General features: G+C 32.9%; 24 protein-coding genes. 11 read left to right on the forward strand and 13 right to left on the reverse strand.

The genetic code is table 11. The annotated features are described in order from the left end of the window. The coding region (locus tag ACFS3A_RS12385) for a hypothetical protein (protein WP_379825852.1) at positions 1-263 on the forward strand (263 nt) is incomplete at its 5' end. 490 nt (positions 264-753) lie between these two features. Here ACFS3A_RS12385 and ACFS3A_RS12390 read toward each other — a convergent pair. Together ACFS3A_RS12390 and ACFS3A_RS12395 are read right to left on the reverse strand one after the other, a co-directional pair. Further along, complete coding sequence (locus ACFS3A_RS12390; RefSeq protein ID WP_379826267.1) at positions 754-1,989, reverse strand: ABC transporter permease; 1,236 nt, start codon at positions 1,987-1,989, stop codon at positions 754-756. Positions 1,990-2,087: 98 nt separating this feature from the next. Continuing rightward, positions 2,088-2,582 (reverse strand): YkgJ family cysteine cluster protein, encoded by a 495-nt coding sequence (locus ACFS3A_RS12395; protein WP_379825853.1) that lies wholly within the window; start codon positions 2,580-2,582, stop codon positions 2,088-2,090. Between the two features lie 72 nt (positions 2,583-2,654). Between ACFS3A_RS12395 and ACFS3A_RS12400 the strand changes: the two genes are divergently transcribed. Together ACFS3A_RS12400 and ACFS3A_RS12405 are read left to right on the forward strand one after the other, a co-directional pair. Beyond that, entirely contained in the window at positions 2,655-3,362 is a 708-nt protein-coding gene (locus ACFS3A_RS12400; RefSeq protein WP_379825855.1) for a class I SAM-dependent methyltransferase, read from the forward strand. Positions 3,363-3,381: 19 nt separating this feature from the next. Continuing rightward, on the forward strand, positions 3,382-3,927 hold the full coding sequence (locus tag ACFS3A_RS12405; protein ID WP_379825857.1) for a YfiT family bacillithiol transferase: 546 nt from the start codon (positions 3,382-3,384) through the stop codon (positions 3,925-3,927). Between the two features lie 59 nt (positions 3,928-3,986). On the opposite strand, the gene ACFS3A_RS12410 is transcribed toward ACFS3A_RS12405, so the two are convergent. From ACFS3A_RS12410 to ACFS3A_RS12445, 8 genes are all read right to left on the reverse strand, one after another. After that, positions 3,987-4,619: a 7-carboxy-7-deazaguanine synthase QueE gene (locus ACFS3A_RS12410; RefSeq protein ID WP_379825860.1), complete on the reverse strand. Its 633-nt coding sequence runs from the start codon at positions 4,617-4,619 to the stop codon at positions 3,987-3,989. A 99-nt stretch (positions 4,620-4,718) separates the two neighbouring features. Then, positions 4,719-6,386: a tetratricopeptide repeat protein gene (locus ACFS3A_RS12415; RefSeq protein WP_379825862.1), complete on the reverse strand. Its 1,668-nt coding sequence runs from the start codon at positions 6,384-6,386 to the stop codon at positions 4,719-4,721. Positions 6,387-6,402: 16 nt separating this feature from the next. Further along, entirely contained in the window at positions 6,403-7,326 is a 924-nt protein-coding gene (locus ACFS3A_RS12420) for a PstS family phosphate ABC transporter substrate-binding protein (protein ID WP_379825864.1), read from the reverse strand. A 2-nt stretch (positions 7,327-7,328) separates the two neighbouring features. Further along, positions 7,329-7,559, reverse strand: a complete 231-nt coding sequence (locus ACFS3A_RS12425) for a hypothetical protein (RefSeq protein WP_379825866.1) — start codon at positions 7,557-7,559, stop codon at positions 7,329-7,331. Further along, entirely contained in the window at positions 7,559-8,362 is an 804-nt protein-coding gene (locus tag ACFS3A_RS12430) for an energy transducer TonB (RefSeq protein WP_289663365.1), read from the reverse strand. Before ACFS3A_RS12430 ends, ACFS3A_RS12425 begins: the two co-directional genes overlap by 1 nt. A gap of 39 nt (positions 8,363-8,401) precedes the next feature. Further along, on the reverse strand, positions 8,402-8,959 hold the full coding sequence (locus tag ACFS3A_RS12435; protein WP_379825867.1) for an ExbD/TolR family protein: 558 nt from the start codon (positions 8,957-8,959) through the stop codon (positions 8,402-8,404). A gap of 19 nt (positions 8,960-8,978) precedes the next feature. Then, on the reverse strand, positions 8,979-9,590 hold the full coding sequence (locus ACFS3A_RS12440; protein ID WP_379825869.1) for an ExbD/TolR family protein: 612 nt from the start codon (positions 9,588-9,590) through the stop codon (positions 8,979-8,981). A 43-nt stretch (positions 9,591-9,633) separates the two neighbouring features. Beyond that, the gene (locus tag ACFS3A_RS12445) at positions 9,634-10,458 is read right to left on the reverse strand and encodes a MotA/TolQ/ExbB proton channel family protein (RefSeq protein WP_008464979.1); all 825 of its coding nucleotides are present in this window, start codon (positions 10,456-10,458) and stop codon (positions 9,634-9,636) included. 380 nt (positions 10,459-10,838) lie between these two features. Between ACFS3A_RS12445 and ACFS3A_RS12450 the strand changes: the two genes are divergently transcribed. Beyond that, a complete protein-coding gene (locus ACFS3A_RS12450; RefSeq protein WP_379825870.1) occupies positions 10,839-12,356 on the forward strand; it encodes a helicase HerA-like domain-containing protein in 1,518 nt (505 codons plus the stop codon). Between the two features lie 68 nt (positions 12,357-12,424). Here the strand turns inward: ACFS3A_RS12450 and ACFS3A_RS12455 are convergent, their stop codons facing one another. Then, a complete protein-coding gene (locus ACFS3A_RS12455) occupies positions 12,425-13,768 on the reverse strand; it encodes an FAD-dependent oxidoreductase (RefSeq protein ID WP_379825871.1) in 1,344 nt (447 codons plus the stop codon). Between the two features lie 296 nt (positions 13,769-14,064). Here ACFS3A_RS12455 and ACFS3A_RS12460 point away from each other — a divergent pair, with 296 nt between their 5' ends. The 5 genes from ACFS3A_RS12460 (at position 14,065) to ACFS3A_RS12480 (ending at position 19,222) form a co-directional block, all read left to right on the forward strand. Continuing rightward, the gene (locus ACFS3A_RS12460) at positions 14,065-14,856 is read left to right on the forward strand and encodes a helix-turn-helix domain-containing protein (protein WP_379825872.1); all 792 of its coding nucleotides are present in this window, start codon (positions 14,065-14,067) and stop codon (positions 14,854-14,856) included. 75 nt (positions 14,857-14,931) lie between these two features. After that, the gene (locus tag ACFS3A_RS12465) at positions 14,932-16,461 is read left to right on the forward strand and encodes a serine hydrolase (protein ID WP_379825873.1); all 1,530 of its coding nucleotides are present in this window, start codon (positions 14,932-14,934) and stop codon (positions 16,459-16,461) included. A 26-nt stretch (positions 16,462-16,487) separates the two neighbouring features. Further along, complete coding sequence (locus ACFS3A_RS12470; RefSeq protein WP_379825875.1) at positions 16,488-16,862, forward strand: nuclear transport factor 2 family protein; 375 nt, start codon at positions 16,488-16,490, stop codon at positions 16,860-16,862. A gap of 308 nt (positions 16,863-17,170) precedes the next feature. Beyond that, complete coding sequence (locus tag ACFS3A_RS12475; RefSeq protein WP_379825877.1) at positions 17,171-18,622, forward strand: serine hydrolase; 1,452 nt, start codon at positions 17,171-17,173, stop codon at positions 18,620-18,622. A 150-nt stretch (positions 18,623-18,772) separates the two neighbouring features. Beyond that, complete coding sequence (locus ACFS3A_RS12480) at positions 18,773-19,222, forward strand: hypothetical protein (RefSeq protein ID WP_379825880.1); 450 nt, start codon at positions 18,773-18,775, stop codon at positions 19,220-19,222. A gap of 160 nt (positions 19,223-19,382) precedes the next feature. Here the strand turns inward: ACFS3A_RS12480 and ACFS3A_RS12485 are convergent, their stop codons facing one another. Continuing rightward, positions 19,383-21,773 carry a penicillin acylase family protein gene (locus tag ACFS3A_RS12485; protein ID WP_379825882.1) on the reverse strand — a complete coding sequence of 797 codons (2,391 nt, stop codon included), beginning with the start codon at positions 21,771-21,773 and terminating at the stop codon, positions 19,383-19,385. A 120-nt stretch (positions 21,774-21,893) separates the two neighbouring features. Between ACFS3A_RS12485 and ACFS3A_RS12490 the strand changes: the two genes are divergently transcribed. After that, positions 21,894-23,450 (forward strand): hypothetical protein, encoded by a 1,557-nt coding sequence (locus ACFS3A_RS12490; protein WP_379825883.1) that lies wholly within the window; start codon positions 21,894-21,896, stop codon positions 23,448-23,450. Positions 23,451-23,809: 359 nt separating this feature from the next. Further along, entirely contained in the window at positions 23,810-25,618 is a 1,809-nt protein-coding gene (locus ACFS3A_RS12495; protein ID WP_379825884.1) for a hypothetical protein, read from the forward strand. 62 nt (positions 25,619-25,680) lie between these two features. Here the strand turns inward: ACFS3A_RS12495 and ACFS3A_RS12500 are convergent, their stop codons facing one another. After that, on the reverse strand, positions 25,681-26,130 hold the full coding sequence (locus tag ACFS3A_RS12500) for a YMGG-like glycine zipper-containing protein (RefSeq protein WP_379825886.1): 450 nt from the start codon (positions 26,128-26,130) through the stop codon (positions 25,681-25,683). Positions 26,131-26,271: the final 141 nt, after the last annotated feature.

A 26,271-nucleotide genomic window follows, 5' to 3' on the forward strand; every position in this document is an offset into this window, starting at 1 on the left:
GTTTTTCAACTTTTCCTTCCAATCTTTCAATGAGCTTCCGTGTTTTGCGGGGTGCAAATGTAAAAAGCATTTTCAAATCTCACAAGCTTTTCCGAATCTTTTTTTTGAAAATTTCTTTTCTCTTGATCCTTGTTTCCTGTCAGTATTTCTGTGAACGTTTTTCGTTGTTGCGGGTGCAAAAGTACACAACAATTCCAGTTACGCAAGGCTTTTTCCAAACTATTTTTATTCTTTTTTTGTTCTTTTTCTTAACACTCTCATAACTCGCAGGTTATAATCGAAGTTTTTTCTACTCCTTGTGGGGTTTTTCCTCGTTTGGCTATTGTTTCTCTTGTTTTGCCACCAAGGCGCCAAGTCCCAAAGCCTTGTTTTCTGCCCTTTTTGATCTCGAAAAGACGCAAAGGCATTGGTTTTTTAATTCCCTTTCTTGTAAAAACGTCTTTTCCTTCCGAAATTCTCTTCTGAAAACTGGTGCCATAGCCCCGATAGAAGTGGAAATCCTTTTGCTTTTTCCTTTAAAAAGCAAAAGATTGAAACGGATAGCGGGATTTTGCTCCTCAAAAACATTCAAATCTCAATATCGAAATTCCAAAACTGAGGTTTAATTCAAATTCTCAATATTACATATTAGACGTACATCTACGGAAAAATAGGATTTGATTAATTATACTATTACATATATGTACACAAAAAACAAACCCGACAGGTTTTTAAAAACCTGTCGGGTTGAAATATTTTAAACACCTTCTCCTTCTAATCGAACCTAATAGCTTTTACTGGAGATATTTTCGTTATTATATATGATGGAATAAGCAATACTATAAAACAAACAACAACAGTAAGCAGATTCAACAAAAGAATATAAATCCAATTTAAATATACCGGGGCCTGATTTACATAATAGTTTTCAGGATTTAATTGCACTATTCCGAAGTGCTGCTGCAGTAACAAAATCGATATACCGATTAGATTACCCCAAAACAATCCACGAAGAATTAAATAAAAAGCATTATATAAAAATATCTTTCGAACCGCCCAGTTATTCGAACCCATCGATTTTAAAATACCAATCATTTGGGTTCTTTCTAAAATAAGAACCAACAAAGCTACAATCATATTAATAGTAGCTACCAAAATCATAATAGCTAAAATGATCACAATATTAAAATCAAATAACTTAAGCCAGTCAAAAATATAACTGTATTTCTCTACAATAGTTTTAGTATCCAGATTAGAATTTGTTTCCTGATAAATTTTATCACCTACCTCTTTAATAGCATTAAAATCATTTACAAAAACTTCAAACGCTCCTATTTGATCCTGGTTCCATTTATTGATTCTCTGAATATGACGGATATCACCAATTATATATGTTGCATCAAAATCCTGAAATCCTGAATTAAATATAGCTGCAACTTTAAACCTACGACTATTAGGAAGTTTTCCTTGTTCTTCTTTTATAAAAAATGTATTAAACTGATCTCCTACTTCTAAATTAAGCCGATCTGCAAGAAATTTTGAAATAACAATATCTTCATTCAACGCATTTGCAAAATTCGGAAGTTTGCCGGCTACTATATATTCATTAATATTACCCCAATTATAATCCGAACCTACTCCTTTGAAGATAATTCCTTCAAATGCTTTTTCTGTTCTTATAATTCCCGCTTTAGTAGCGATTGCCTGAATATGACTTACTTCAGGAACTGATTTAAAATTGGGATAAAAATCTTGTTTCTTTGAAATTGGAACTAAAGTAACTTCAGAATTATTATTATCGTAATTTGAAATTATAATTTGCCCATTAAATGCCGAAACTTTGTCACGTATTTTTTTCTGCAATCCAATTCCAGTCGCGACAGAAACAATCATCATAATCATTCCTATTGCAATTGCCGAGATAGCAATTTTAATTATAGGCGCCGAGATACTGCTTTTGTTGTCCTTTGCAGTAATAAGTCTTTTAGCTATAAAATATTCTAAATTCAAATTAATAGTATTTCTTCGTATTATATAATCATTACTTTTCAAAAGTACAGCTTAAAAAAAGAAAACAACATGTTCTTCAAAAAACAATTATCTTTTTATTACAACGGAAGTTTCTTTTTCATCTCTTCTACTATATTATAAGCTGCAGGACAAATTTCAACATTTTTCAATGTTAAGTTCGAAATTTGATAAAACTTATTACGATCTGTATGAGGAAATTCACGGCAGGCTTTTGGACGCACATCGTAAATCATGCAATAATTTTCATTATCTAAAAAAGTACAAGGAACACTTTTCAAAACATAATCCTTATCCTCATCAATTCTAAGATATTGCTCAATAAATTGTTGTGGTTTTTGTCTAAAATGTTTTGAAATTCTTTCAATATCTGCCAAAGTAAACAATGGCCCTGTTGTTTTACAACAATTAGCACACTTTAGACAGTCGGTTCTTTTAAACTCGGCATTGTGCAAATCCTGCATAATGTAATCCAAATTTTTGGGCGGCTTCTTTTTAAGCTTATCGAAATACTTTTTATTCTCGATATGCTTATCTTTGGCTAACTTACTTAAGTTATTTAAAATCTGTTTCAAGTTTAAAATTTAAAGTTGATCTGCAAAATTAAGCAACTTTAAACTTGAAACCTTAAACTTTGAAATAAAACAATGAAAGATCTTTTTGGAAAAGCAATATTTGATTTTCACACCCATAACTCACCTGAAGACATTATTACAGAAACTTCAATTTCCGAAGAAGACGAAATGAGCGTTGAATACCTTTTTCGAAGTTACAACGAAATGCCCAAAATCGAACAAAAAGCCCTTCAATTAGCAAAAGGAAAAATCCTAGATGTTGGATGCGGCGCAGGAAGCCATACCTTATCACTGCAAAATGATCGGAATTTAGAAGTTACAGCAATTGATATTTCTAAAAAAGCAATTGAAACTTGTCTTCTAAGAGGAGTTAAAAATGCTAAAGTTGAAAACATTTTAGATTTTGAAGGAGAAAAATTTGACACTATTTTACTTTTAATGAACGGAACCGGCATTTTTGGTAAATTGAAAAACTGCAACCAATATCTCAGTAAACTAAAATCGTTATTGAATCCTGACGGACAGATTTTAATTGACAGCTCGGATATTATTTATATGTTTGACGAAGATGAAGATGGAGGTAAGTGGATTCCTTCTGAAAATGATTACTATGGCGAACTCACTTTCAACATCAGCTATAAAAATGAAAAAGAAGAACCTTTTGACTGGCTGTACCTAGATTATAATACACTTCAAAATGCCGCAATTGCCAACGGATTAAAATGCGAACTTATAACCGAAGGCGAACATTATGACTATTTAGCAAGGCTTTCTATCTAAACAAAAACTATTTAAACCCATGAAAGAATTAGATTTGGAAAAATTAAAATATCCTATTGGAAAATTCACAGCACCCGACCATTATTCTACAGAATATCTTTCTGAAAAAATTGAAGAAATCGCTACGTTTCCAACAAGGCTAGAAAAAGAAGTCGCTCATTTATCCAATAAACAATTGGATACTCCATATCGTCCTGAAGGATGGACAGTAAGACAAGTTATTCATCATTGTGCCGAAAGCCACATGAATTGTTATATACGAATAAAATGGGCTTTAACCGAAAACAATCCGGTAATTAAAGCCTACGACGAAGTGCTTTGGTCTGAATTAAACGATAATTTAACGATGCCAGTTGAACCAACTATTGAATTATTAAAAGGACTTCACTTCAGACTGGCTTATATCATGAAAAATTTATCTCAATCTGATTTAGAAAAGACTTTTGTACATCCTTCAGATAATTCAGAAAATAAAATCAAAAAAATAATTGGTTCTTATGCCTGGCATGGAAATCACCATTTGGCACACATCACAACTCTAAAAAAACACAAAAACTGGAAGTAAATATTATTTCCTCTCTGCCACAAATAAAAAATCTCTTCAGTAAAGAGATTTTTTTATTTTTAAGGGATATTCAAATACTTATGTGTCTGTAATGACACTCTCCATTTTGGATTATTCATAACATAATCGACAATAAGCGGAGTCATTTCTTCTTTTTTACTCCATTCCGGCTGAAGGAATAAAATCGCATTGTCATTAACCAACTCAGCTTGTTCTTCTGCAAAAATAAAATCATGCTTGTTATAAATAATCACTTTTAACTCATGTGCATTATCATAAACAGTCTTCGTTGGTAACTTATTTTTTTTAGGAGAAAGACAAATCCAGTCCCATGTTCCGGATAACTCAAAAGCTCCTGAAGTTTCAATATGAACTTTTAAATTTTTCTCTTTTAATCGATTTGTCAAAAGTGTCATATCCCAAGATAAAGGTTCTCCTCCCGTCACGACGACTGTGTCAGCATATTTCGCTGCATTTTCCACAATTAAATCAATACTCGTTGGCGGGTGAATTTCGGCATTCCAGCTTTCTTTCACATCACACCAATGACATCCGACATCACATCCTCCAATTCTAATAAAATAAGCAGCCCTTCCCGTATGCGAACCTTCTCCCTGAATGGTATAAAATTCTTCCATCAAAGGAAGCATAGCTCCTTTATTTACCTCTAATTGTATTTCTTTTGATAACATTATTATATTTTAAAGTGCAAAGATAGTCAATAATATACGGAACAAAAAAACCGATAGTTTATTGAACTATCGGTTTTCTGTTTATTTTAAAAATCTAAATTATTTTAGAGATTTAATAGACTGTGAAGCGTATGAATTTGCTGGATCTAATACTAAAGTTTTATTGAAATATTCAATTGCTTTAGCTTTATCTGTATTTGCATAAGCAGCACCAATAGCATTATAAGCCTCAATAACTTTTTTAGTTGTTGCAGGTTTTGCTAATTCTTCTGCTCCTTTAGCTGTAATTTTAGTTACGTACTCTTCGTAGTTTTTAATGATCATGTCATCTTTATCCAATGCACTGTTGATTCTTCCTTTGTACAAGTAAGCTTCGTCATATGATGGAGATGCTTCAAGAACTTTATCAAAAGTAGCACTTGCATTTTCTAAAGCAGCTTTATCACGGCTTTCAGCAGGTTTACCAGCATTACCATAGTAAACAGAAATTCCATAATACACAGCATCATCTAAATAATTTTTAGATTCTTTATTGTTTGCACCAAGTTCAAAAATCGCAGCTGCTTGATTATATTGTTTTTTACCAAACAATTCTTTTCCAAAATCTGCAAATTCCTCAACTACCAAAGGCTCTAATTCAATTGCTTTTTTGATATCAGCTAAACCTGCATCAAAAGCAGCCTGATCGATTGTTCCGTCTGCAGCAGTTCCTTTTTTAATTTTTGCTAATCCTAAATAGTAATAATCTCTACCAATCACTTTGTTTGATGGAGTATTAATATAATCCTGGATAGATTTGATAGCTACATCGACATTTCCATTTTCGTAAGCAGCATATCCTAAATATCTGAAGATTCTTGGATTTACTTTATCCTCAGCAATCATTTTGTTTGCAACAGTTTCTAATTGCTTGTAATCTTTTACTAAGATTAAGAAATCTGCATGACGCATTTTAGAATCTAAAGAATAATCTGTCAAAGTCAAATATTTCTCATAGTTCGTAATTGCATTTTGCAAGTTAACTTTAGCTGTAGAAGGTTTGTTTCTTGCCCATTTGTAATACGTTTCAGCAAGCTCTCTGTAAACTGGTCCGTAATTAGCGTTGATAGCAATTACTTCATTGAAAGATTTAATTGCTTCATCGTAAGATTTTGCTCCTTTCAATAAAACACCTAATTGCATTTTTGCTCTTAACAAAGTATTGTCAGCAGTAAATGCATCACGGTAAGCTTTGTAGGCATCATTTTGATTATTTGATCCATAATATGCATCACCAATTGCTAAAAGAGCCTGAGCATTTTGAGGATCCACTAATAAAGCACGTTTTAAAACATCAACCGCACTTTTGTAGTCAGGGTTCTCAGAATTCATGTATGCTCTTGCGATATAGACGAATTCATTTGTATCTTTCTTTCTCATATCTTTAGTTGCCAACGCAAAATTTGCCTGAGCAGCCGCAGTATTTTTAGCATCTAAATCCAATTGCCCTAAACCAATATAGCTTAAGTTCTTTTTATCTGATGCTTGTAATCCATTGTTATAATAGATTTTCGCAGAATCTACTACAGACTGATTTAAATAAACGTTACCTAAAACAAAATTTGCCTCACCATCAGATGGTTTAGATTTGATAATCGATTTAAGGATTGTTTTTGCCTTATCGAATTGTTCTGCATCAATCGCTTTTTTTGCTTCGTTGATGTCTTGCGCTTTTGCCGCGGTAGCCGAAACAACTAAGGCAAGACTAAAAATTTTAAATTTATTCATCTTTATCGTAATTAATTTATTCTTTATCTTTTATAATTTCACTTCTAATGTTAAGTTTACGCCCCGGAGTTTTATATGGAAGTAAACCTGATTTTAAAACTATACGCTGACCGATATCTCCAGCTATAAATGAAGCAAACCCCATTCCTAGCCCAGTATATCCCTGACAATTAATAATAAACAAATCACGTGCCAAAGGATACTTCCCTATTTCCAGGTCGTTTTGAGTAGGACTATAGTATTCATTATCGCTTAATCCTTTAACATATAAAACATTTACTTTTTTTACGGTCTCCAGCATATCAGGAGTTGGCTGATAAATCCAGTTTACTCCGATAACACCAATCATTCCCTCATTCTCAGAAACAAATTTGATCACCTCATTATTTGTTTTAAAAGAAAAAACTCCAGACTTCGGAACTTCATTTATTTTTGCCAGATCCTTCATGTAACGAACCGTACTAGAGTTAGGATTATCGAAAACCAAGCCTTTAATTTTTGAATCTGATTTTCCTTGTAGAAAATCAATTACACTTTTCAACGCAATTAGTGTATCATTATTGCTTTTACTTGAAATAAATGCAATAGCATCATGAGCAAAAGGTGTTACTCTAGGATTAATCTTCTTTTTTTCAAAACGAGCTTTTTCTTCTTCTGTTAAATTTCTTGTTGTAATTGCAACCTTAGCTCTTTGATTCAACAAATCATTTATTACTTCAGCTTCCGATTTTGGTTTAACTATAATTTTTGCATCATAGTAAGTACCTTCAAAAACAGCAACCTGATCATCTACAATTTGCTTAACAGTTTCGTCTACTGCAATGTCAAGTGAGCCTTTTAAAATAGTTTCTTTTTCAGCTTCGTTCTTGTTTTTTTGGTTGCACATTACAAACAAAAAGACAAGAATAACCAATCCTAAAGTCTTACTATATTTCAACATAATTATTCATCTTTTGAATTAATCAATCTTAAAAATCTTATTCCGGAATACACTATCAGTAAACCACCGAAAGCATATCTATACTTCCACTCCATGTTAAGCGGGAGTTTTTCCCAAAACATAATCATTAAACCGAGTACAAGATAAATTAAAAAAAACAGTATTCCTAAAACAAGAAGAAATCGCTCTTTGAGCGATTTCTTCTGAATATTATTAAGTATATCTTTTAACATTATTCTGCAGATTGAATAGTAATAGGCAGCGAGTATAATACCCTAACCTTTTTACCATTTTGCTCGCCAGGAGTCCATTTTGGACATTTTTTAAGAACACGAATTGCTTCTGCTCCTGTACCGTAACCGATATCCCTTAAAACTTTAATGTCGGTTAATGAACCGTCTTTTTCAACTACAAATGTAACGTAAACTTTACCTTTTAAACCTTCTTCTTCCGGAGTTTTGTAATTGTTTCCTACGAACTTGTAGAACTTCTCAATTCCTCCTGGGAAATCTGGTTTTACCTCGATACCAGCTGTGTTATATACAGTGTTATCTTCCTGGATTACTTCTTGAACTGGTCCTTTACCAACTGGCTCATCAACAGTTAAAACTGCATCCGGATCTCCTTTGATAGTTTCAGCACCAACTTTTTTGTCCTTTAAATCCACAATTTTTGGTGGATCTTCAGTAACTTCTTCAGCCTTAGCAACCACAGGTTTTACGAATTTAACCTGATCCACTTTTGGTGGTGGTGGTGGTGGTGGTGGTTGATTTGGTTTAATTTCCTCTTTTTTCTTTGGAGGTAATTTTACCGTTGCAATCTTAACATCGTTGTTTTCTTCCACTTCTTTAGAATCTGGTAAGAAACTCGCAATAAGAGGGGCAGCAACAGCAAAGCTAAAGATCAGTGAACCAATCACAAGTGCTTTCACAGTTGTTTTTCCGTTCGATTTTCTCAGCTCGTATGCTCCATATATCTTATTACGTCCTTCGAATACGATATCAAGCCACTGATTTTTTATAATATCTAATTTCATATCTCTTGATTTTTTAATTTGATAAAACTAAGATCGCTCTTATTTTTTATCTATTAATTTCGTTTCCTCTGGTGAAAACTCAGGAACAATCGCATAAGTATCTACTTCTGAAATTGCCATCTCATCCAAAATATCAACCAAATTACGATAATTTGATTTTTTAGTTGGTTTAATGATTACAATTATCCCTTGACCAGGTTTCCCTTTAGCAGCAGAATACGCTAAAACATTCTTTTTCTCTTTTAGCAATTCTCTACGAATACCATCTTTACCATACGCAACGTCTTTAGGCCCTACCTTTGGAGTAGCTAACAAACCCATATAGTAAACCATTTTGTTATCTGCACCTAACATTACTGTCATGGTACGATTTTCATCTACCTTAGTATCATCTACTGGTTTATCTTCTGGACTCTTATCCGGCAATGACAAATCCATCGATTGAGGTTTTGACAACGAAGTAGTTAACATAAAGAATGTGATCAATAAGAATGCCAAATCCACCATTGCCGTTAAATCGACTTTTGAATTCTGCTTTTTACTTCTTACTTTACCACCTTTACCACCACCGCCGTCGCCTGTATTTAATTCAGCCATTTTAGTGTATATTTTTTAATTAAAAGTCTCTCCCTCTCTTACCTGTAACTAAGTTAAAGGAATTGATTTTCTGATCTTGCAAAATATCCATAATTTTTTTGATTTTTGGATATTCTTCCTTAGCATCTCCTTTAATTGCAATCTGCAATTCTTTGTCATCCAAATCAATTGTTGCTCTTCTAGAAATTAGAAGCCAATCTTTTAATTGATTATCTAATGAATCCAAAGGAATTCCAGGTTGGTTTGCTTTGGTTCTGTCCGCCGCTTTCATGTCAATGATTTGCTTTAAACCTGTAATTGGCACACCAAAATCGTCCATAAGAGCAAATTTGGTTTTATCTTCTTCTGAAAATTCTATACCATATTTTGCACCCATTCCTTCAAGAGTTCTTTTACGAACTTCTCTCCCTTTGATGTCAAAAAACACTTTTCCTTTTCCTATTGTAATAATAGCCAAATCAGTATCCGGCAATTTAGTTTGAGCAACAGAAGAAGGCATGTCTACAGGAAGTGCCTCTGGCACTTTAGCAGTAGCGGTCAAAATAAAGAACGTTAGCAAAAGGAATGCAACATCACACATCGCAGTCATATCTGTCGATGTCGACTTTTTTTTCATTTTTATTTTAGCCATTATCTTTTATTTTATTTTTTTGATATTAAATATCAAAAATTAATTATTGTCTTAAACTTCCTCTGAATTTTCTGTAAGTATTAACGATAGTAGTACCAGCCTCATCGATAGAGTAAGTTAAATCGTCAATTTTAGCAGTAAAGAAGTTGTAAGAAACAATTGCTAAGATAGAAGTAGAGATACCTGTAGCAGTATTGATAAGTGCCTCAGAGATACCTGTTGCAAGAGCAGCCTGATCAGGAGTACCAGCAGAAGCTAACGCACCAAACGCTTTAATCATACCAGATACAGTTCCTAATAATCCTCCTAATGTACCTAAAGATACTAAAGTTGAGATAATAGTCATGTTTTTCTCTAACATTGGCATTTCTAATGAAGTTGCCTCTTCAATTTCTTTGTGGATTACTTCTGAAGCTTCTTCGCTGTTGAATCCTTCTTTTTTAACATCTTGGTATTTTACCAAAGCAGATTTAATTGCGTTTGCAACTGAACCTTGTTGTTTGTCACATGAAGCGATAGCAGCCTCGATGTTTCCTTCTTTAATACTACCTTGAACACTTTTCATGAATTTGTCAAGGTTAGTTTTTCCTGCAGCTTTACCGATAACAATAAATCTTTCAATAGAAAAAACAACAACCATTAAAAACATACCTAATAATACTGGTACGATGAAACCTCCTTTATATACTTGTCCTAATGTATTGATTGGATGTCCTGTTTCTGGATTACCTCCTTCGAAGTTAGCAGAATCCCCCATGATTACTTTCCAAATAAACACCCCTACTAAGATACACGCTACAATAATGATTCCCGTAATCATTCCTCCGCCATTTGAAGTGCTTTCTTTTTTAACTTTAACGTTTGCCATTTTTTTTAATTTTAATAGTTTTAAATAATTTTTATTTTTTAGTTATATTTAACTTGTAGAGGAGCAAATTTATACGTTTAGTTTAAATAAAAAAACTTTTTTTAATTTTATTGACCGAAATTTAACTTCAATTTAAAAAATATCTCATTAAATTGCCGGTATCATTTTTTAGATAAAACAAAAAATGGGACGATAATTAGAAAAATTACAACGTTTTAGTAAATATTCAAAGATTCCTTTGATATCTTCTTAAAAAGCTGCGAATTTTTTTTTTATTAAATTTTCAATCAAAAAAAGCTTTTTCTTACTAAAAAAAACACATAAAAAACGCCCGAAAACAGAGCTATACTTATATAACCCTCTAAATTACAAATAAAAACATGAATATAAAAGATAATTTTATTGAAGCTATAAATAAAGGGTATTCTTCTAAGGGAGACAGCATTATTCTAGGAGGCGCAATCCTTGATGGTGAGCCACTTGCAGAGGCACATGTTAAAATTCCTTTAAAAACTTTAAATCGCCACGGACTAATTGCCGGAGCAACCGGAACAGGTAAAACCAAAACAATTCAGGTTTTTTCTGAACAGCTTTCAAATGCCGGAATTCCAGTTTTAATGATGGATATAAAAGGAGATTTTAGTGGTATTGCAAAAGAAGGCAAAGAAGAAGGCTTTATTACAGAAAGACATGCTAAAATAAACCTTCCTTATAATGTAGCTGCATTTCCTGTTGAACTGATGTCGCTATCAAAACAAAATGGAGTTCGTTTGCGTGCTACAGTTTCTGAGTTTGGACCGGTTTTGTTTTCCAGAATATTAGACCTTAATGATACTCAGGCAGGAGTTGTAGCCGTAATCTTCAAATATTGCGATGACAAACAAATGCCCTTATTAGATTTAAAAGACATTAAAAAAGTTATCAATTATATTACAGAAGAAGGTAAAGATGAAATCGCAGCAAGTTATGGCAAAATCTCCACTGCTACCACCGGAACTATTCTTAGAAAAATAATCGAACTGGAACAACAGGGCGGTGATTTATTCTTTGGGGAATTATCTTTTGAAACGGATGATTTAATGCGAATTGACGAAAACGGAAAAGGTTATGTAAATATCATTCGCCTTACGGATATTCAGGATAAACCAAAACTATTCTCTACTTTTATGTTGAGTCTTTTGGCAGAAATTTATCAGAAAATGCCAGAAAAAGGAGATGCAGATCAGCCGGAACTAGTAATCTTTATTGACGAAGCTCATTTAATTTTTAATGAGGCAAGTAAAGCTTTACTGGAACAAATTGAAACTATTGTAAAACTGATTCGTTCGAAAGGTGTCGGCGTTTATTTTGTAACTCAAAACCCAATGGATGTTCCTAGCGGAGTTTTGGCTCAATTGGGATTAAAGATTCAGCACGCATTAAGAGCTTTTACAGCCAATGATCGACAAGCGATTAAAAAGACGGCTGATAATTACCCAACTTCTGAATATTATAAAACGGATGAATTATTAACCAGCTTAGGAATTGGTGAAGCATTGGTTACAGCACTTAATGAAAAAGGTGTTCCAACCCCTCTTGTTGCTACCATGATGCGCGCACCTGAAAGCCGAATGGATATTTTATCTGCTTCAGAAATCGATGAAATAAACAGCAAATCGAAATTGGTTAAAAAGTACGCTGAAGAGATTGATCGCGAAAGCGCTTTCGAAATTCTAACTAAAAAACTGACCGAAGCTGCTGAAGCTGCTGCACAACAAGAGGAAGAAGCTCCTGCTAAATCCTCAAAATCTGAACCTAGCACCGCAACAGTTGTCGGAAAATCGGTTTTAAAAGTAGTAACCAGCGCAACTTTTATACGAGGTGTTTTTGGTGTCTTGAATAAAATATTTAAGAAATAATAGCAATATCAAAAAGTAATAACAATATCAATGTCAATTTAAAATTGATTTTTGATATTGTTATTGTTTTATTTCTTTAGCAATAGCTCTAAAATTTTATTCTCAACCTCCGGAGTATTCCAGATATTTTCGATGTTATCCATTCTCAAAACTTCTTCCATAATTCCGTTTTGATAATCTCCAATTGCCAAAGCTTCAGCATACGGACGATCACTAAAAGTGACACGACTGTAAAGCGGAATCCATTTATCAGGATGTTTATCTGAAAAAACTTTCTCTATTTTCTTTTGTAGCAAGAATTTTTCATCTGCCGTTTTGGTACTCATTTCTAAGAAATTTCGATATGAAAGTTCTGCAATGGCATCTGCATTTGGTTTGCGTGAAATTTGATATTCTGCAAAGATCTTTTTCCAGTCGTCTCCGTACTTTTCTATCATTTCATTCAAAACCGTAATATCTTCAAAACCGGCATTCATTCCTTGTCCGTAAAAAGGAACAATGGCATGGCAGGCATCTCCAATTAAAGCAATTTTATTTTCAAAAGTCCATGGAAAACATTTCATTGTTACCAAAGTACTCGTTGGATTTTTAAAGAAATCATTTGCCAGTTCCGGAATTACTTCAATTGAATCCGGGAAATTTTTCTCAAAGAAATCTTCGACCATTTTACGATCTGTAAGCGATTCAAAAGAGTTTGCTCCTTCAAAAGGCATAAATAAAGTACAGGTAAAACTTCCGTCCAGGTTTGGAAGTGCGATTAACATATACTCTCCTCTCGGCCATATATGAAAAGAATTTTTATCCAGTTTGTGCGTTCCGTCTGCATTTGCCGGGATATTCAATTCCTTATATCCCATATTTAAAAATTCCTGAGAATAATTAAACATACTCTGGCGCTGCATTCTGTGGCGAATTCTTGAAAATGCACCATCGGCGCCAAAAACCATATCAAATTTTCTTTCTTCCCACTCGCCTCGTTCACTTTCTCCAATATGAAGTGTTGCATCATTCAGCGTCACATCCCAAACTTTTTGTTCAAAATGAAATTCTGCCCCTGCTTCTTCAGCCAAATCAATCATTTTACGGTTTAGTTTTCCTCTTGAAATTGAATAAATAGATTCGCCTTCCTGTCCGTAGTTTTGAAAATTCAGCTTATCAACCAAATGAATGGCACGTTTGTCCATTGGAATCGCAATTTCACGTACCGAATCACCAACGCCGACAGCGTCAAGTGCTTTCCAGCCACGATTAGACATCGCTAAATTAATAGAACGTCCAGAAAAATTAATTTTTCGAATATCGGGACTACGATCATAAACATGAACAGTATGACCGGCTTTTTTAAGATAAATTGCCAGCAGTGATCCTACAAGTCCAGAACCTACGACTGCAATTTTTAGTGAAGTTTGCATCAGGGATAATCTAATATTGGGTCGTAAAAATAACTAATAATTGTACATGAGCTTTAAAATAACTGAAATATTTGCTTATAAAACCCAATATTTAGCAGACATACTAAACAATATTACTTTCTGCCGTAAAAAAGCAAAATTATTTCTTCTTCAAATAAATTGTATTTTTAGCTGTTAAAATTGCTTATTTTTTCGATAACCATAAAACAAAAATTATTGAGAAAGAAAGCAAGAAAATTAAAACTAAAATATATTTGAATACATTAAAATCTAATACGATTCAAGAAAGCCACAAAATGAACCTATACTCAGAACATTACGTATCTCAAAAAACAGAAAGGTTCATCAACAAAATTTGGTGTCTCGATAACAGCATCGGCGAAAGCCTGATCGAAAACAAACTCGTTTTACCAAATGGCTGTTTTAATCTCGCCATTATAAATGGAAATGGTATCGAAGTTCATACGAGTAAAAACAAATATGAAATGAACGAAGGTTTTTACTTTTGTTCTCAAATGACCAATAAAGTTTTGGTTAATATACAGCCTAAAACCAAAGTCACTATCATTCAGCTTCACGCCTGGACAATTTCATTTTTTCAAAAGTACGATTTAAGTAATTTTATAGATTCAATTCTAAAAATTGATATTCAGGAGTTGCCTTTTAAAATTCAAACTAACACCGATATTGCGACTTTATTAGAAACCATTAATGTTTATTTTGAAGAATTATCCAATACTAATCCAAACAAAAACAGTATTGAAAAAATAGCCGATTTTATTAAATCTCACGAAGAAATTTCAGTTTCTGAAATTAGCTCTACATTGAAAACTTCACAACGTTTATTACAGATTAAATTTAAAGCTGCGACAGGATTAACCATTAAAAAATACATTCAGATTTTAAAGTTTAGAAAATCGGTTGACCAAATGGTGAATGCCAATTTAGAAAAGATGAGTCTGACCGAAATCGCTCTTTACAACAAGTACTTTGATCAGTCACATTTTATTAAAAAATTCAAAGATGTGACCAAAACAACTCCTAAAATGTTCGATCCCGATTCGTATTTTCTTTCTCAAAAAAGATAAGATTTCGCTTTTGTACAATTTTGTGAATTCTGATTGGATTATTTTTGCAAAATCATCAATCAATCATTAATTACAATGAAAATCAATCCTTTCTTTTTTCTATTAAAAATCTTTTTATTTGGAATCTTATGTTTTCAATTCCAAATGGGATTTTCTCAGGAGCAAAAAAACTCTCCATTGTACAAAATCATTATGTCAAGAGACAGTCTTTTATTTAATATTGGCTTTAATACCTGCGACATTTCTGTTTCCGAAAGCCTTTGTAGCGATCAGTTAGAATTTTACCACGATAAAAATGGGCTTTCTAACAAAACGGATTTTGTAAAAACAATGAAAAGCGGTTTATGTGCTTCTCCATCAACGTATCAATCTAAAAGAGAACTAATTGACGAAAGCACTAAAATTTATCCGTTATACAAAAATGGGGTTCTGTACGCTGCTTTACAAAACGGAATTCATTATTTCTATGAAAATAAAACAAACAAAGGTGAGCCATTTTTAAAGGAAAATGAAAAACTAGTTGGAAAAGCGAGATTTTCACATCTTTGGGTTTTAGAAAATAATGATTGGAAATTAAAACGAATTTTAAGTTACGATCACCAACCAACCAACTCTGTAGAAGAAAAAAGTGCTCTTTTTGACAATGAACAAGAAACCGAAAAATGGCTGAAAGAAAACAATGTCCCGACTTTAGGAATTGGAATTATTTCTGACGGAAAACTAAAACAAGTAAAGGTTTTTGGTAATCTTAAAAGAAATGTTTCTGCTCCTTATAATACAATCTGGAATGTTGCTTCTCTAACCAAACCCGTTACAGCAATTGTGGCCTTAAAATTAATCAGTCAGGGAAAATGGGATTTGGACGAACCGCTTTCTAAATATTGGACAGATCCGGATATTGCAAAAGATCCTTATTTAAAACTGCTTACAACCAGATTTGTGTTAAGCCACCAAACGGGTTTCCCAAATTGGAGATCTAATAATGAATCTAAAAAACTGGATTTCAAATTTAAACCTGGAACGCAATACCAATATTCTGGTGAAGGTTTTGAATATTTGCGAAAAGCTTTGGAGAAAAAATTCCGCAAAACATTAGACCAATTAGCTTCAGAATTGGTTTTTAAACCTTTAGAAATGCACGATTCTCAACTAATTTGGAATAATAAAATTGATCTTTCCAGATATGCTGTTAATTATGATAATAAAGGAAATGATTACAAACCAACCCAAAACGAAACTGCAAATGCTGCAGATGATTTATTGACCACTATTGAAGATTATGGAAACTTTCTATGCAGCATAATGAACAGTGAAGGCTTAAGTCCAAAAGTTTTTAATGAAATGATTTCGCATCAGGTTACTACGAAAAAAGATAAATATTTTGGTTTAGGCTTTGAAATCTATGATCTCGGAAATCAAAATTATGCTTTATCTCATGGTGGCGCAGACCAAGGCGTCCAGACCATTTTTCTTTTGCTTCCAAAAACAAAACAAGGTTTAATCATTTTTACCAATGTTGATGATGGTTATAAAGTTTATGAAAAGACAATTCAACATTATCTAGGAGAAATTGGAAACCGAATAATTTCCATAGAAACAAAGTAAATGTTAAACCATAAAATATGATACCGATGATCAATACATTAGTACTTTTTATGCTGTTTTTAAGCAGGCAGGCACTTGCCTATACGAAAAATGAACACATCCGAAAAAACCTTTTACATAACGAAATTATCGAAATGGATCATCAACTTTTTGATTATGCTTTTAACCAATGTGATGCTGCTCTTTTTAGAAAAATAATTGCAGATGATATCGAATTCTACGATGACCAATATGGCTTAAACATCTCTAGAGGTGAAAATGTAAAAGATTTAATTGGAAGAAAAACTCGTTTTCAAAAAGTGACAAGAAAGTTAAATTTCTGCACGGTTGAAAAACTAGGAGATTTTGGTGCTTTGCAAATTGGCGAACACACCTTTTGTCTAGTGATATTCCGCATCTAACCGGAAAATTCATTCATATTTGGGAACGAAAAGGTAAAAATTGGAAACTAAAAAGGGTTATCAGTTATGAACACAAACCCTATCAGGATAATTTGGACTAAATTTTAAAATAAAAGTGAAAAAACTAATTGATTTATGAAACCAAATCAAAAAATGATCGTCTAAACTTTTGAGATCATTAATTTATTACAAGTGAAAAAATTGTAATTTAGATTTAAAACACTGAATATCTTTTAATTACAAAGTTTCAATCATCAATCAAAAACGAATCATTTTTATTAATCTAAAACCCATAATTATCAATCATTATGAAAAAATCAATCAAACTTATTGCATTTTTTGTTGCTTTTCAACTCTCGACTCTGAGTGTTTTTGCTCAGGACAAGGCACAACAAATTGAACAACTTTTAAGCAAATACAATGAATACGGACAATTTAACGGTTCGGCTCTTGTTGCTGAAAACGGAAAAATTATCTTAAAAAAAGGATTTGGTTCTGCTAATATGGAATGGAATATTCCTAACCAGCCTGACACAAAATTCAGATTAGGTTCAATCAGCAAACAATTCACAGCGCTTTTAATTGTAAAACTGGCAGAAGAAGGAAAATTAAAACTTGACGTTCCTATCACGACTTATCTTCCGGATTATCCAAAAGAAAACGGAGGCAAAATTACCACACACCATTTATTGACGCATACTTCAGGAATTCCAAATTATACCGATTCTCCAAATTTCTTTAAAGATAAAGCCCGAAATCCATACACGCCTGAACAGTTTGTAAAAACCTTTTCAAGTCTTCCCCTTGAATTTTCTCCTGGCGAAAAATTCAGCTACAGTAATTCCGGGTACTTTTTGTTAGGATATCTTATTGAAAAAATTACTGGCAAAACTTACGAGCAATATTTACAGGAAGTAATTTTTACTCCTTTAAAAATGGTTAATTCAGGTTACGATCACAGCGATGTAATTTTGAAAAACAGAGCTGCAGGGTATGAAAGAAAAGGGAAATTAATCACTAATGCTGCTTATGTTGATATGAGTATTCCGTATGCCGCCGGATCTTTGTACTCTACTGTTGAAGATTTATATATTTGGGATCAGGCGTTGTACACCAACAAACTACTTTCTGCAAAATCTATGGAATCATTATTTAAACCTTACATAAGTCTTGGAAGACCTGCTTACGGCTATGGCTGGTTTATTGATGAAGTAGATAACGGAGATAAGGGAAAACTAAAAACTATCGGTCACGGAGGAGGTATTAATGGTTTTAATACTATCATCTCACGTTATCCGTCTGATAAAAATTTAATTGTTTTATTGAACAATACCGGAGGAACTGTTTTAGGCGAAATGAACGATGCTATTCGAGCTATTTTATACAACCAAAAATTCGAACAGCCAAAAAGATCTTTAGCATTTGAATTACTAGAAACATTCGCTGCTAAAGGAACAAAAGCCGGAATAGAATCCTATAACAAACTCAAAAACGATCCTACTTACAATATTAAAGAAAACGATATGAACAGAGTTGGATATCAATTATTACAAGACGGAAAAAAGAAAGAAGCAATTGAAATTTTTAAAATAAATACCCAAACTTTTCCAAAATCAGGAAATGCTTATGATAGTTTAGGAGAAGCTTATTTAGCCGATGGCGATAAAAAACTGGCTATTGCCAACTACACAAAATCTGTTGAACTGGATCCTTCAAACGAAGGCGGTAAAAAAGCCCTGGCGGAACTTTTGAAAAAATAAAATCCAATACTATTTTATCAATAACACTTACAGAATCTTCTTAAAATTGATTTTGTAAGTGTTATTTTTTGTAACAACTTGACCATTCTGCTTGGAGATTTATTGTTGAAAGCACTATTTTAGCCCTACCCTAAAACAATAAATTAACCTATGAAAAATTTCAAAAAGCACAGTTTCTTAACTGTCTGTTTCTGCTTGTTTATTTCTTTTACAAGTGTAGCTCAAACGAATTACACTTCTGCTAAAATGCCTTCTCAGCAAAACAAAATTATTATAGACAGAATCGTCGAAGCAACTCATTATAAAAATTATGTAGTCGATTTTTGTTTGTCCAAAATAAACGAAACTTCTGCAAAAGAAGGATGGAATGAACAAAAAGCTATGGAAATTACCCAAAGCATTAATTACAAAAATTTCAGAGATGCGATATACAACAGTTTTGTTGTTTTTGACGAAGTTGAATTGGAAACTTTATTGAAAGCTTATGAAAAAAACACCGCTTATCAGACCAAAAATGTAATGACCAATAATAAGGTACTAATTAATAATTTGAACATTTTTGCTAATGATATTGTTTTGGGGAAGTATCTTTCTAAATAAGGTTCAAAGGGACAAAGCGACAAAGGTTCAGAGGTTTTTAAAAACGAAAATCTCTGAACCTTTTTATTTTTTTAGATTTTAATTGGAAAAACTTGAAACTTGAAACTTGAAACTTGAAACTTGAAACTTGAAACTTGAAACTTGAAACTTGAAACAAAAACTAATTCTTCGGTTTTAAAACCAATTTAGTCGAAGTCTTTATAATCTCTTCTTTATTCAATTTCATTTTTCTGAATTTTCCGGAGTTGTACATTTCTGCCTGATCGTCATAATGTTTACTGAACGGATTTCCGGATTGTCCTGTTGGCAAAATACTCCAACTGTTTTCGATATCAGAGAAATCTACAATTCTTCTGGTTGAAGGGCCACCTTTGGTGTAATATTTCCCTTCTTCATTAAATCCGAAGAATAAATTATTGATGACTTCGTTTGATCCTGGAGAATTAAACGGTCCAACATTAAATAGTCCGCGAAGTGCTTTTACTTTTCCTAATGGATGTTCGTGTTCTACTGTATGAACTTGTCCCCATTTCCAATCTGAAATGGTATTTCCTAACTGTTTTTGAAGTGCTGCAACTGTTTCATGGAAAGATTTTGAAACAATTTGCTTTCTGGTTTCTTTTACATTTTTGGTTTTGATATTATCCCACCAAACCGAATTTTCATTTTTGATTTGATTGGCGATAACTTGTTTTCCAACAGAAATTCCCAGAAACAAATTAAAATTTTCTTTCCCCATTTCGTCTTCAAAAGTATTTTTCAGATATAAATAAATCCATTTGTTATAAATCGTTGGTGCAACATCTTCAAGATTAGTTGTTCCTTTCCAGGATTTTAAAACATTTATGACTTCTTTTTCTTCTGCTGAAATAGAAGTAAGATCAGTATTTGAAATTAAATTTTTCACCACCTCAACCGCAACATCCGAAGTATTGTCATAAATCATTTTACTAATCGCCTCTTTATCCCAATCTGATTTTGCATTCAAAATTCCTGAAATTCTTTTTGCGCGATCTTCCGGTAGATAATAACCCGGATATAAATAACCATTATCTATAGTTTCAGGCTGATTATTGGCAGAATAAACATAACCCCACTCCGGATTTTCTGCCGACGGATTTTGTTCGAAATCTAAATATTTTACAATATCATCTTTTTCGCTTGAACCGTCCAAAATTAAGTGTGTGTTTACGCCTTCGTTATGACGGTATAATTTTCCTGTTGCCCACCAGCCCACATTTCCTTTAGCGTCTCCGTACATTACATTCAATCCCGGTGCTGCGATTAAACTGGCTGCTTTTTTAAATTCTTCTTTATTTTTTGCATGTGAAAGTCCATATGCGGCATCTAAAATCTGAATGGGCTGATGCGTATAAGTCCACAACATTGCAATTGGATTTTTCTTTTCCAAGCGTTCCATAAAATCATTCATGATTGGTCCATGACGGCTCGTTTTAATCGTCAAAACTACATCTGATGAATCTTTTACTTTGATTGTTTTCTTTCTGATTTCATATTTCGCAAAACCAGTTGGTGTTTGATATTGTGTACCATCTCCCTCTTTATTTTTTTCCTGATAAAAATCGATATCATCATTTTCAAACATTGTTAATCCGTAAGCATAATCACGATTGTGTGCTAATAACGGAAACGGCGTCCCTGCCAAATAACAACCGTACAGCTCATGCTGCGGCGTTACCAAATGCGCCTCGTACCAGGTTGCAGGCTGAGAAAAACCAATATGCGGATCATTTGCAAAAATCACTTTTCCACTCTTAGATTTCTTCGGACCAACAACCCAACTGTTACTACCGATAAATGGTGGAATTGGAGATTGATCCAACATTGCTGTAATCGATTTTGAAATCTCGCTATATTCTTCTGTTTTCTCTTTTGAAATTTTAATTCTCGTTGTATTGAATTCTCCTTCAATGCCTAAATCTTTCAGATAAGAAGCTCCATATTTATTTTTAATATCAGTCAATAACGGATCTGTTTTCTGAGCCATTGCAAAACTAAAAGACATATATCCATAAATATTGTAAACGTCTTTTATGGTAAATTTTTGTTTTTTCACGCCAACTAAAGTAAACTCAATTGGGGTTACACCTTCTTCCAGATATTGATTAATTCCGTCCAGATAAGCCTGAGTCAGTTTATAGCTTTCACTATTTTTGTCTAGTTTGGCAATCGCTTTCGCCGAAGCTTCTTCGATTCCGATTCCGGCAAAAAATTGATCATTCTTTAGTGCCACTCCTCCAAAAATTTCAGACAACCTTCCAGGGGCAATTCGGCGTAACAATTCCATTTGCCATAATCTTTCCTGCGCGTGAACATAGCCTAAAGCTGTCATAACATCTTTTTCAGAATCGGCGTAAATATGCGGCACTCCAAATTCATCAAAATATACTGTCGTAGGTTTGTCCAGATTTTTTATTTGTAACTCTCCTTCATATTTGGGTTTTAAATGAAAAATATAACCGCACAAACCAATTCCAAGAAGTACAATAAGTACCAATAAAACCAACAGGATTTTTTTAAGTATTTTCATAATCACGCAAAAAAATATAAATAATGAATTCTAAAAAATGATATAACGAAATTGCAGAATAATGTAAAAATCATTCCTTTTTAAAACTCTAAATTTATGTATTTAAAATTAATACTGTAAATGTCAATCTATAAAAAAATAGCGATCGGAGTAATTTCCTTATTTATTATTGTCGTTCTGGCCAATGTTGGACTGAATTACTGGATTAAGAAACAGCTTCCGATTATTATTCACGAAAAAAACAAAACAGTCTACAATATCAATTATGAAAAAATTGAGGTTTCTCTTTTTTCCCGAAATATCTACGCTCAGACTTTATTGGTAAATCCGAAAAACGAACCGAAAGACAGTAAAAATGGGCTTTTTACCAAAATAGAATCCATCACAATCAAACATTTCAATATTTGGGATTTGGCTTTTCGCGATATCATTCAGGCCGAAAGTATTATTATCAATAAACCTCGTGTGATTCTATACAAAAAAGGCGAAAAACTTTTAAACAACAGTAAAAGCATCAAAAACGAAATCGTCGAACCATTTCGAAAAATCATCGGCGTTTCGAATATTTATCTGAATGACGGAAGTGTAGATGTCGTTTCTTTGGATACGCAAAAACCAATTTTCAGCATTAAAAAAATCCTTCTGAAACTGGAAGGCATTTTAATTACTGATGCCACTTTAAAAGAAAAAATTCCGCTTCAATATAAAAGTTATGCTTTAATATGTGATAGTTTATTTTATCGTCCGAGTGCTTTTTATCATATCACAATTGGCAAAATCAATACTGAAAAGAACTTTTTAGCAATTAATAATTTTGCTAATATTCCGCAGTTTTCCCGTCCGGAATTTGTAAAAAGACTAAAAACAGAGAAAGATATTTATACGCTGAACGTAGATTCTGCCAGCATCCAGAAAATGGATTGGGGATTTAAAAATGATCGTTTTTTCTTTAAAGCAAATTCCCTTGTAATCAATCATTTTGACGCCAATATTTACCGCGGAAAAATGCCAAAAGACGATTTAAGCAAAAAATACCTGTACAATCATTTATTACGAAATATAAAATTCCCGCTTCAAATTGACACTTTACAGGTTTTAAAATCAAAATTAGTTTACGAAGAAGAGATTGATTTTTCTAAAGGTCCCGGAGTTTTAACTTTCGACAAATTTAATTTGCAGGCAACCAATCTTCGAAGTGGTTTTGGTTTGAAAAAAACAGCTGATGTTAAAATCAAAGTGAAAACTATTTTTATGAAAACTTCTCCTTTAGACGTAGATTGGAGTTTCAATGTTTTAGACAAAAATGATGGTTTTCATATTCAGGGCATAATTTCCAATTTTGATGTAAGAGCGATGGGACAATTCAGCAAACCGTATATGAATGCGTCCTTTACCGGAGTTTTTAATAAATACCGTTTTAATTTCTATGGAAATGATAATATCTCAAAAGGAAATGCTTCTTTGGATTATGACGATCTAAAAGTGAAATTATACAAAAAGAAAAATCCTGAAAAAGAAGCCAAACTCAAATCGGCAATCGCTAATTTATTAGTTAAAAATGATTCGAAAGACAAAGCCAAAACTGCAGATGTTGAAATCGAAAGAATTCAGGAAAAATCGTTCTACAACTTTTTATGGCGAAGCATAGCAGAGTCTTTGAAGAAGATTTTGATATGATTTTGATATGATTTTGATATGATTTTGATATGATTTTGATATGATTTTGATATGATTTTGATATGATTTTTTTTCGCCACGAATTCACGAATTTTATTTAAAATGATTGTGTTGACAAACAATATTACGAATTGTAAATAAACATCGCCAGTGGTTTCAATCAAAGAGAACATATTGTGGGAATTCATTATGGAAATTGGTTGTGTTCCTGCGGTTTCAACCGCAGGCTATGCAGCCAGACATTTAAAATAAAATTCGTGAATTCGTGGCTAACAAAACTTTACCCGCAAACCTGACAATTATCAGCTTTTAAAAAAATCCTTTTTCCAATATTTGTCTCTATTTTAATTGGAAGACAAATGACAAAAACACCTATACACACTTTTCATATTCCGGTAATGGGGCTTGCGTACACGATTGACAGTCCGATTCGTGTGGCGCAATACGGGATTTCGTCTGTTATCGCTCTTGCTGATGATGATTTGATTGAAAAGATGCGTAATTTTTATAGCACTAAATTCAATATCCCGTACGAGGAAATTACACAAAAATTTCACGATTACCGAGCCGAAAGAATTACTTCTTACCTCAATTTAGTTGACAAAATAGTAAAAGAAAAATTCGAAAATTTCAAAACCGAATTAGCCGAAAGCAAAACCGCTCTGGAAAATTTCATGTCGATGTTACCTAACACTTCCGACATTAAAAAAGGATTTCAGAATTTATTGGATGACGGAATTTCTTTTAAGGAAAACATTCAGAATTATATAGAAACACATCTTTTTCCAGGAGAAATTGATGTGAACATTATGACAAAATTGGATAAAGATAACTTCATAAAAAACGAACAGCTTCCAATTGAGTTTAATGATGCGCATGCAGCTTTGAGAGGTTTTGCAAATAGTAATCTGGAATCGTCTGTTGTCCTTTCAGCAGGAATGAACCCGAGATTGTTTGGTTACTTCGAAAATTTCAAAGACTTTTTTCCAAATGAAAAGAACGAACTTAAAAAGAAAATCATTCTAAAAGTAAGCGATTTCAGATCGGCCATGATTCAGGGAAATTTCCTTGCTAAAAAAGGCCTTTGGGTTTCAGAATACCGAATCGAATCTGGATTAAACTGCGGAGGACACGCCTTTGCCACTGACGGACTTCTTCTAGGCACCATTTTAGAAGAATTCAGGCAGAAAAAAGAACAATTAGTACAATCTGCCCATGATTTAATGATTAAAGCTTTACAGCTAAAAAATCAAGCATTTTCGGAAAAACCTTTAGAATTAAAAATTACCGTTCAGGGCGGTGTTGGAACTTCAGAAGAACATGAGTTTTTATTGGACGAATATAAAGTAGATGCTGTTGGCTGGGGTTCACCATTTTTATTAGTTCCCGAAGCTACTTCTGTAGATCAGGAAACGAGAAATCTATTAATGAAGGCCAAAGAAGATGATTTTTATTTAAGTAACATTTCGCCTTTGGGAGTTCCATTCAACACTTTAAAAGGGACAACAAACGAATTTTTAAAACAAAAAAGAATTCACGAGAATAAAGCCGGAAGTTCGTGCCCAAAGAAATTCTTAGCGTTAAGCAAGGAATACGATCCACACGGAATTTGTACCGCTTCTAAAAAATATCAGGATATTAAACTTGCAGCATTAGAAAGCAAAAAAGATAGTTTATCTGCGGAAGAATTTGAAAAGAGCAAAATCAAGATAACAGAGAAATCATGTTTATGTGTGGGTTTGGCGAATGCTTCTTATCTTGAAAATGATATCAAAATAAAAGGTCAGGCTCAAGGTGTAGTAATTTGCCCGGGACCAAACCTCGCGTATTTTGATCAGGAAGTTTCTTTAAAAGAAATGGTTCAGCACATTTATCATGGAAAATCGGTTTTAAGAACAGACCGACCTAATTTGTTTGTGAAGGAATTGAAAATGTATGTTGATTATTTCAGAAATGAAATTGAAACCATTTCCGGAGAAGTTACCGCAATGCAATTAAAAAAATGGAATTCTTTTAAAACAAACATTTTAGAGGGAATTGAATATTATCAGAATCTTTTTTCTTCCACTTTTTACTTTAAAAAGGAAGAAGAAAAAATCAAAAATCAATTCGATTTTTATAAATCAGAATTAAATGCGATCCAGATTCCGACACTTGAATTAGTATAAACAAAAACGCCGATTTAGAAATTCTAAATCGGCGTTTTTAAATATTGTTTAAGTTTTAAAACTTATTCTTTCTTCTTGTTTTTACTGTCAATAACAGCTCCTGTTCCAGTTCCTAAGGCAGCACCAGCTAAACCGCCGATAATAGCACCTTCTCCTTTTTTCTTACTTACGATTGCTCCGGTTGCAGCTCCAACTCCGGCACCAATTACAGCACCTTTAGCAGTTGCACTCCATCCTTTCTTTTTGGTAGTAGTTGTAGTGGTTGTGGCATTTCCATTTGCTGGCTGATGCACTACAACAACTTTTTGAGATTCTACCTTTTGAGATTCAACTTTCTGCTCTTCTTTGATCTTCGCCATTTCAGTCTTCATTGAATCGATAACACGTTGTTTGTTAATTTCAACTTTCATGGAATCAATACTGGCTTGCTTGGCTTTGTTTATATCTTCTTTACTTTGATGCTGACACGAAGTAAAAATTATTGCTGCTAATAAAATATATAAGCCTTTCATGATTGTAGTTATTTAAAATTATACACTACAAAATACGGAATATCTGCTATAATGATTGTTACAGAATTTTTTTGAAAATTTATATTATTAGAAGATTTTATGTCGTTTCTTGCAGAGTTTTTATTCAAAGTTTAAACGATT

Origin of the sequence: Flavobacterium notoginsengisoli (genome assembly GCF_042686225.1) — a bacterium.
Taxonomy (GTDB): domain Bacteria; phylum Bacteroidota; class Bacteroidia; order Flavobacteriales; family Flavobacteriaceae; genus Flavobacterium; species Flavobacterium notoginsengisoli.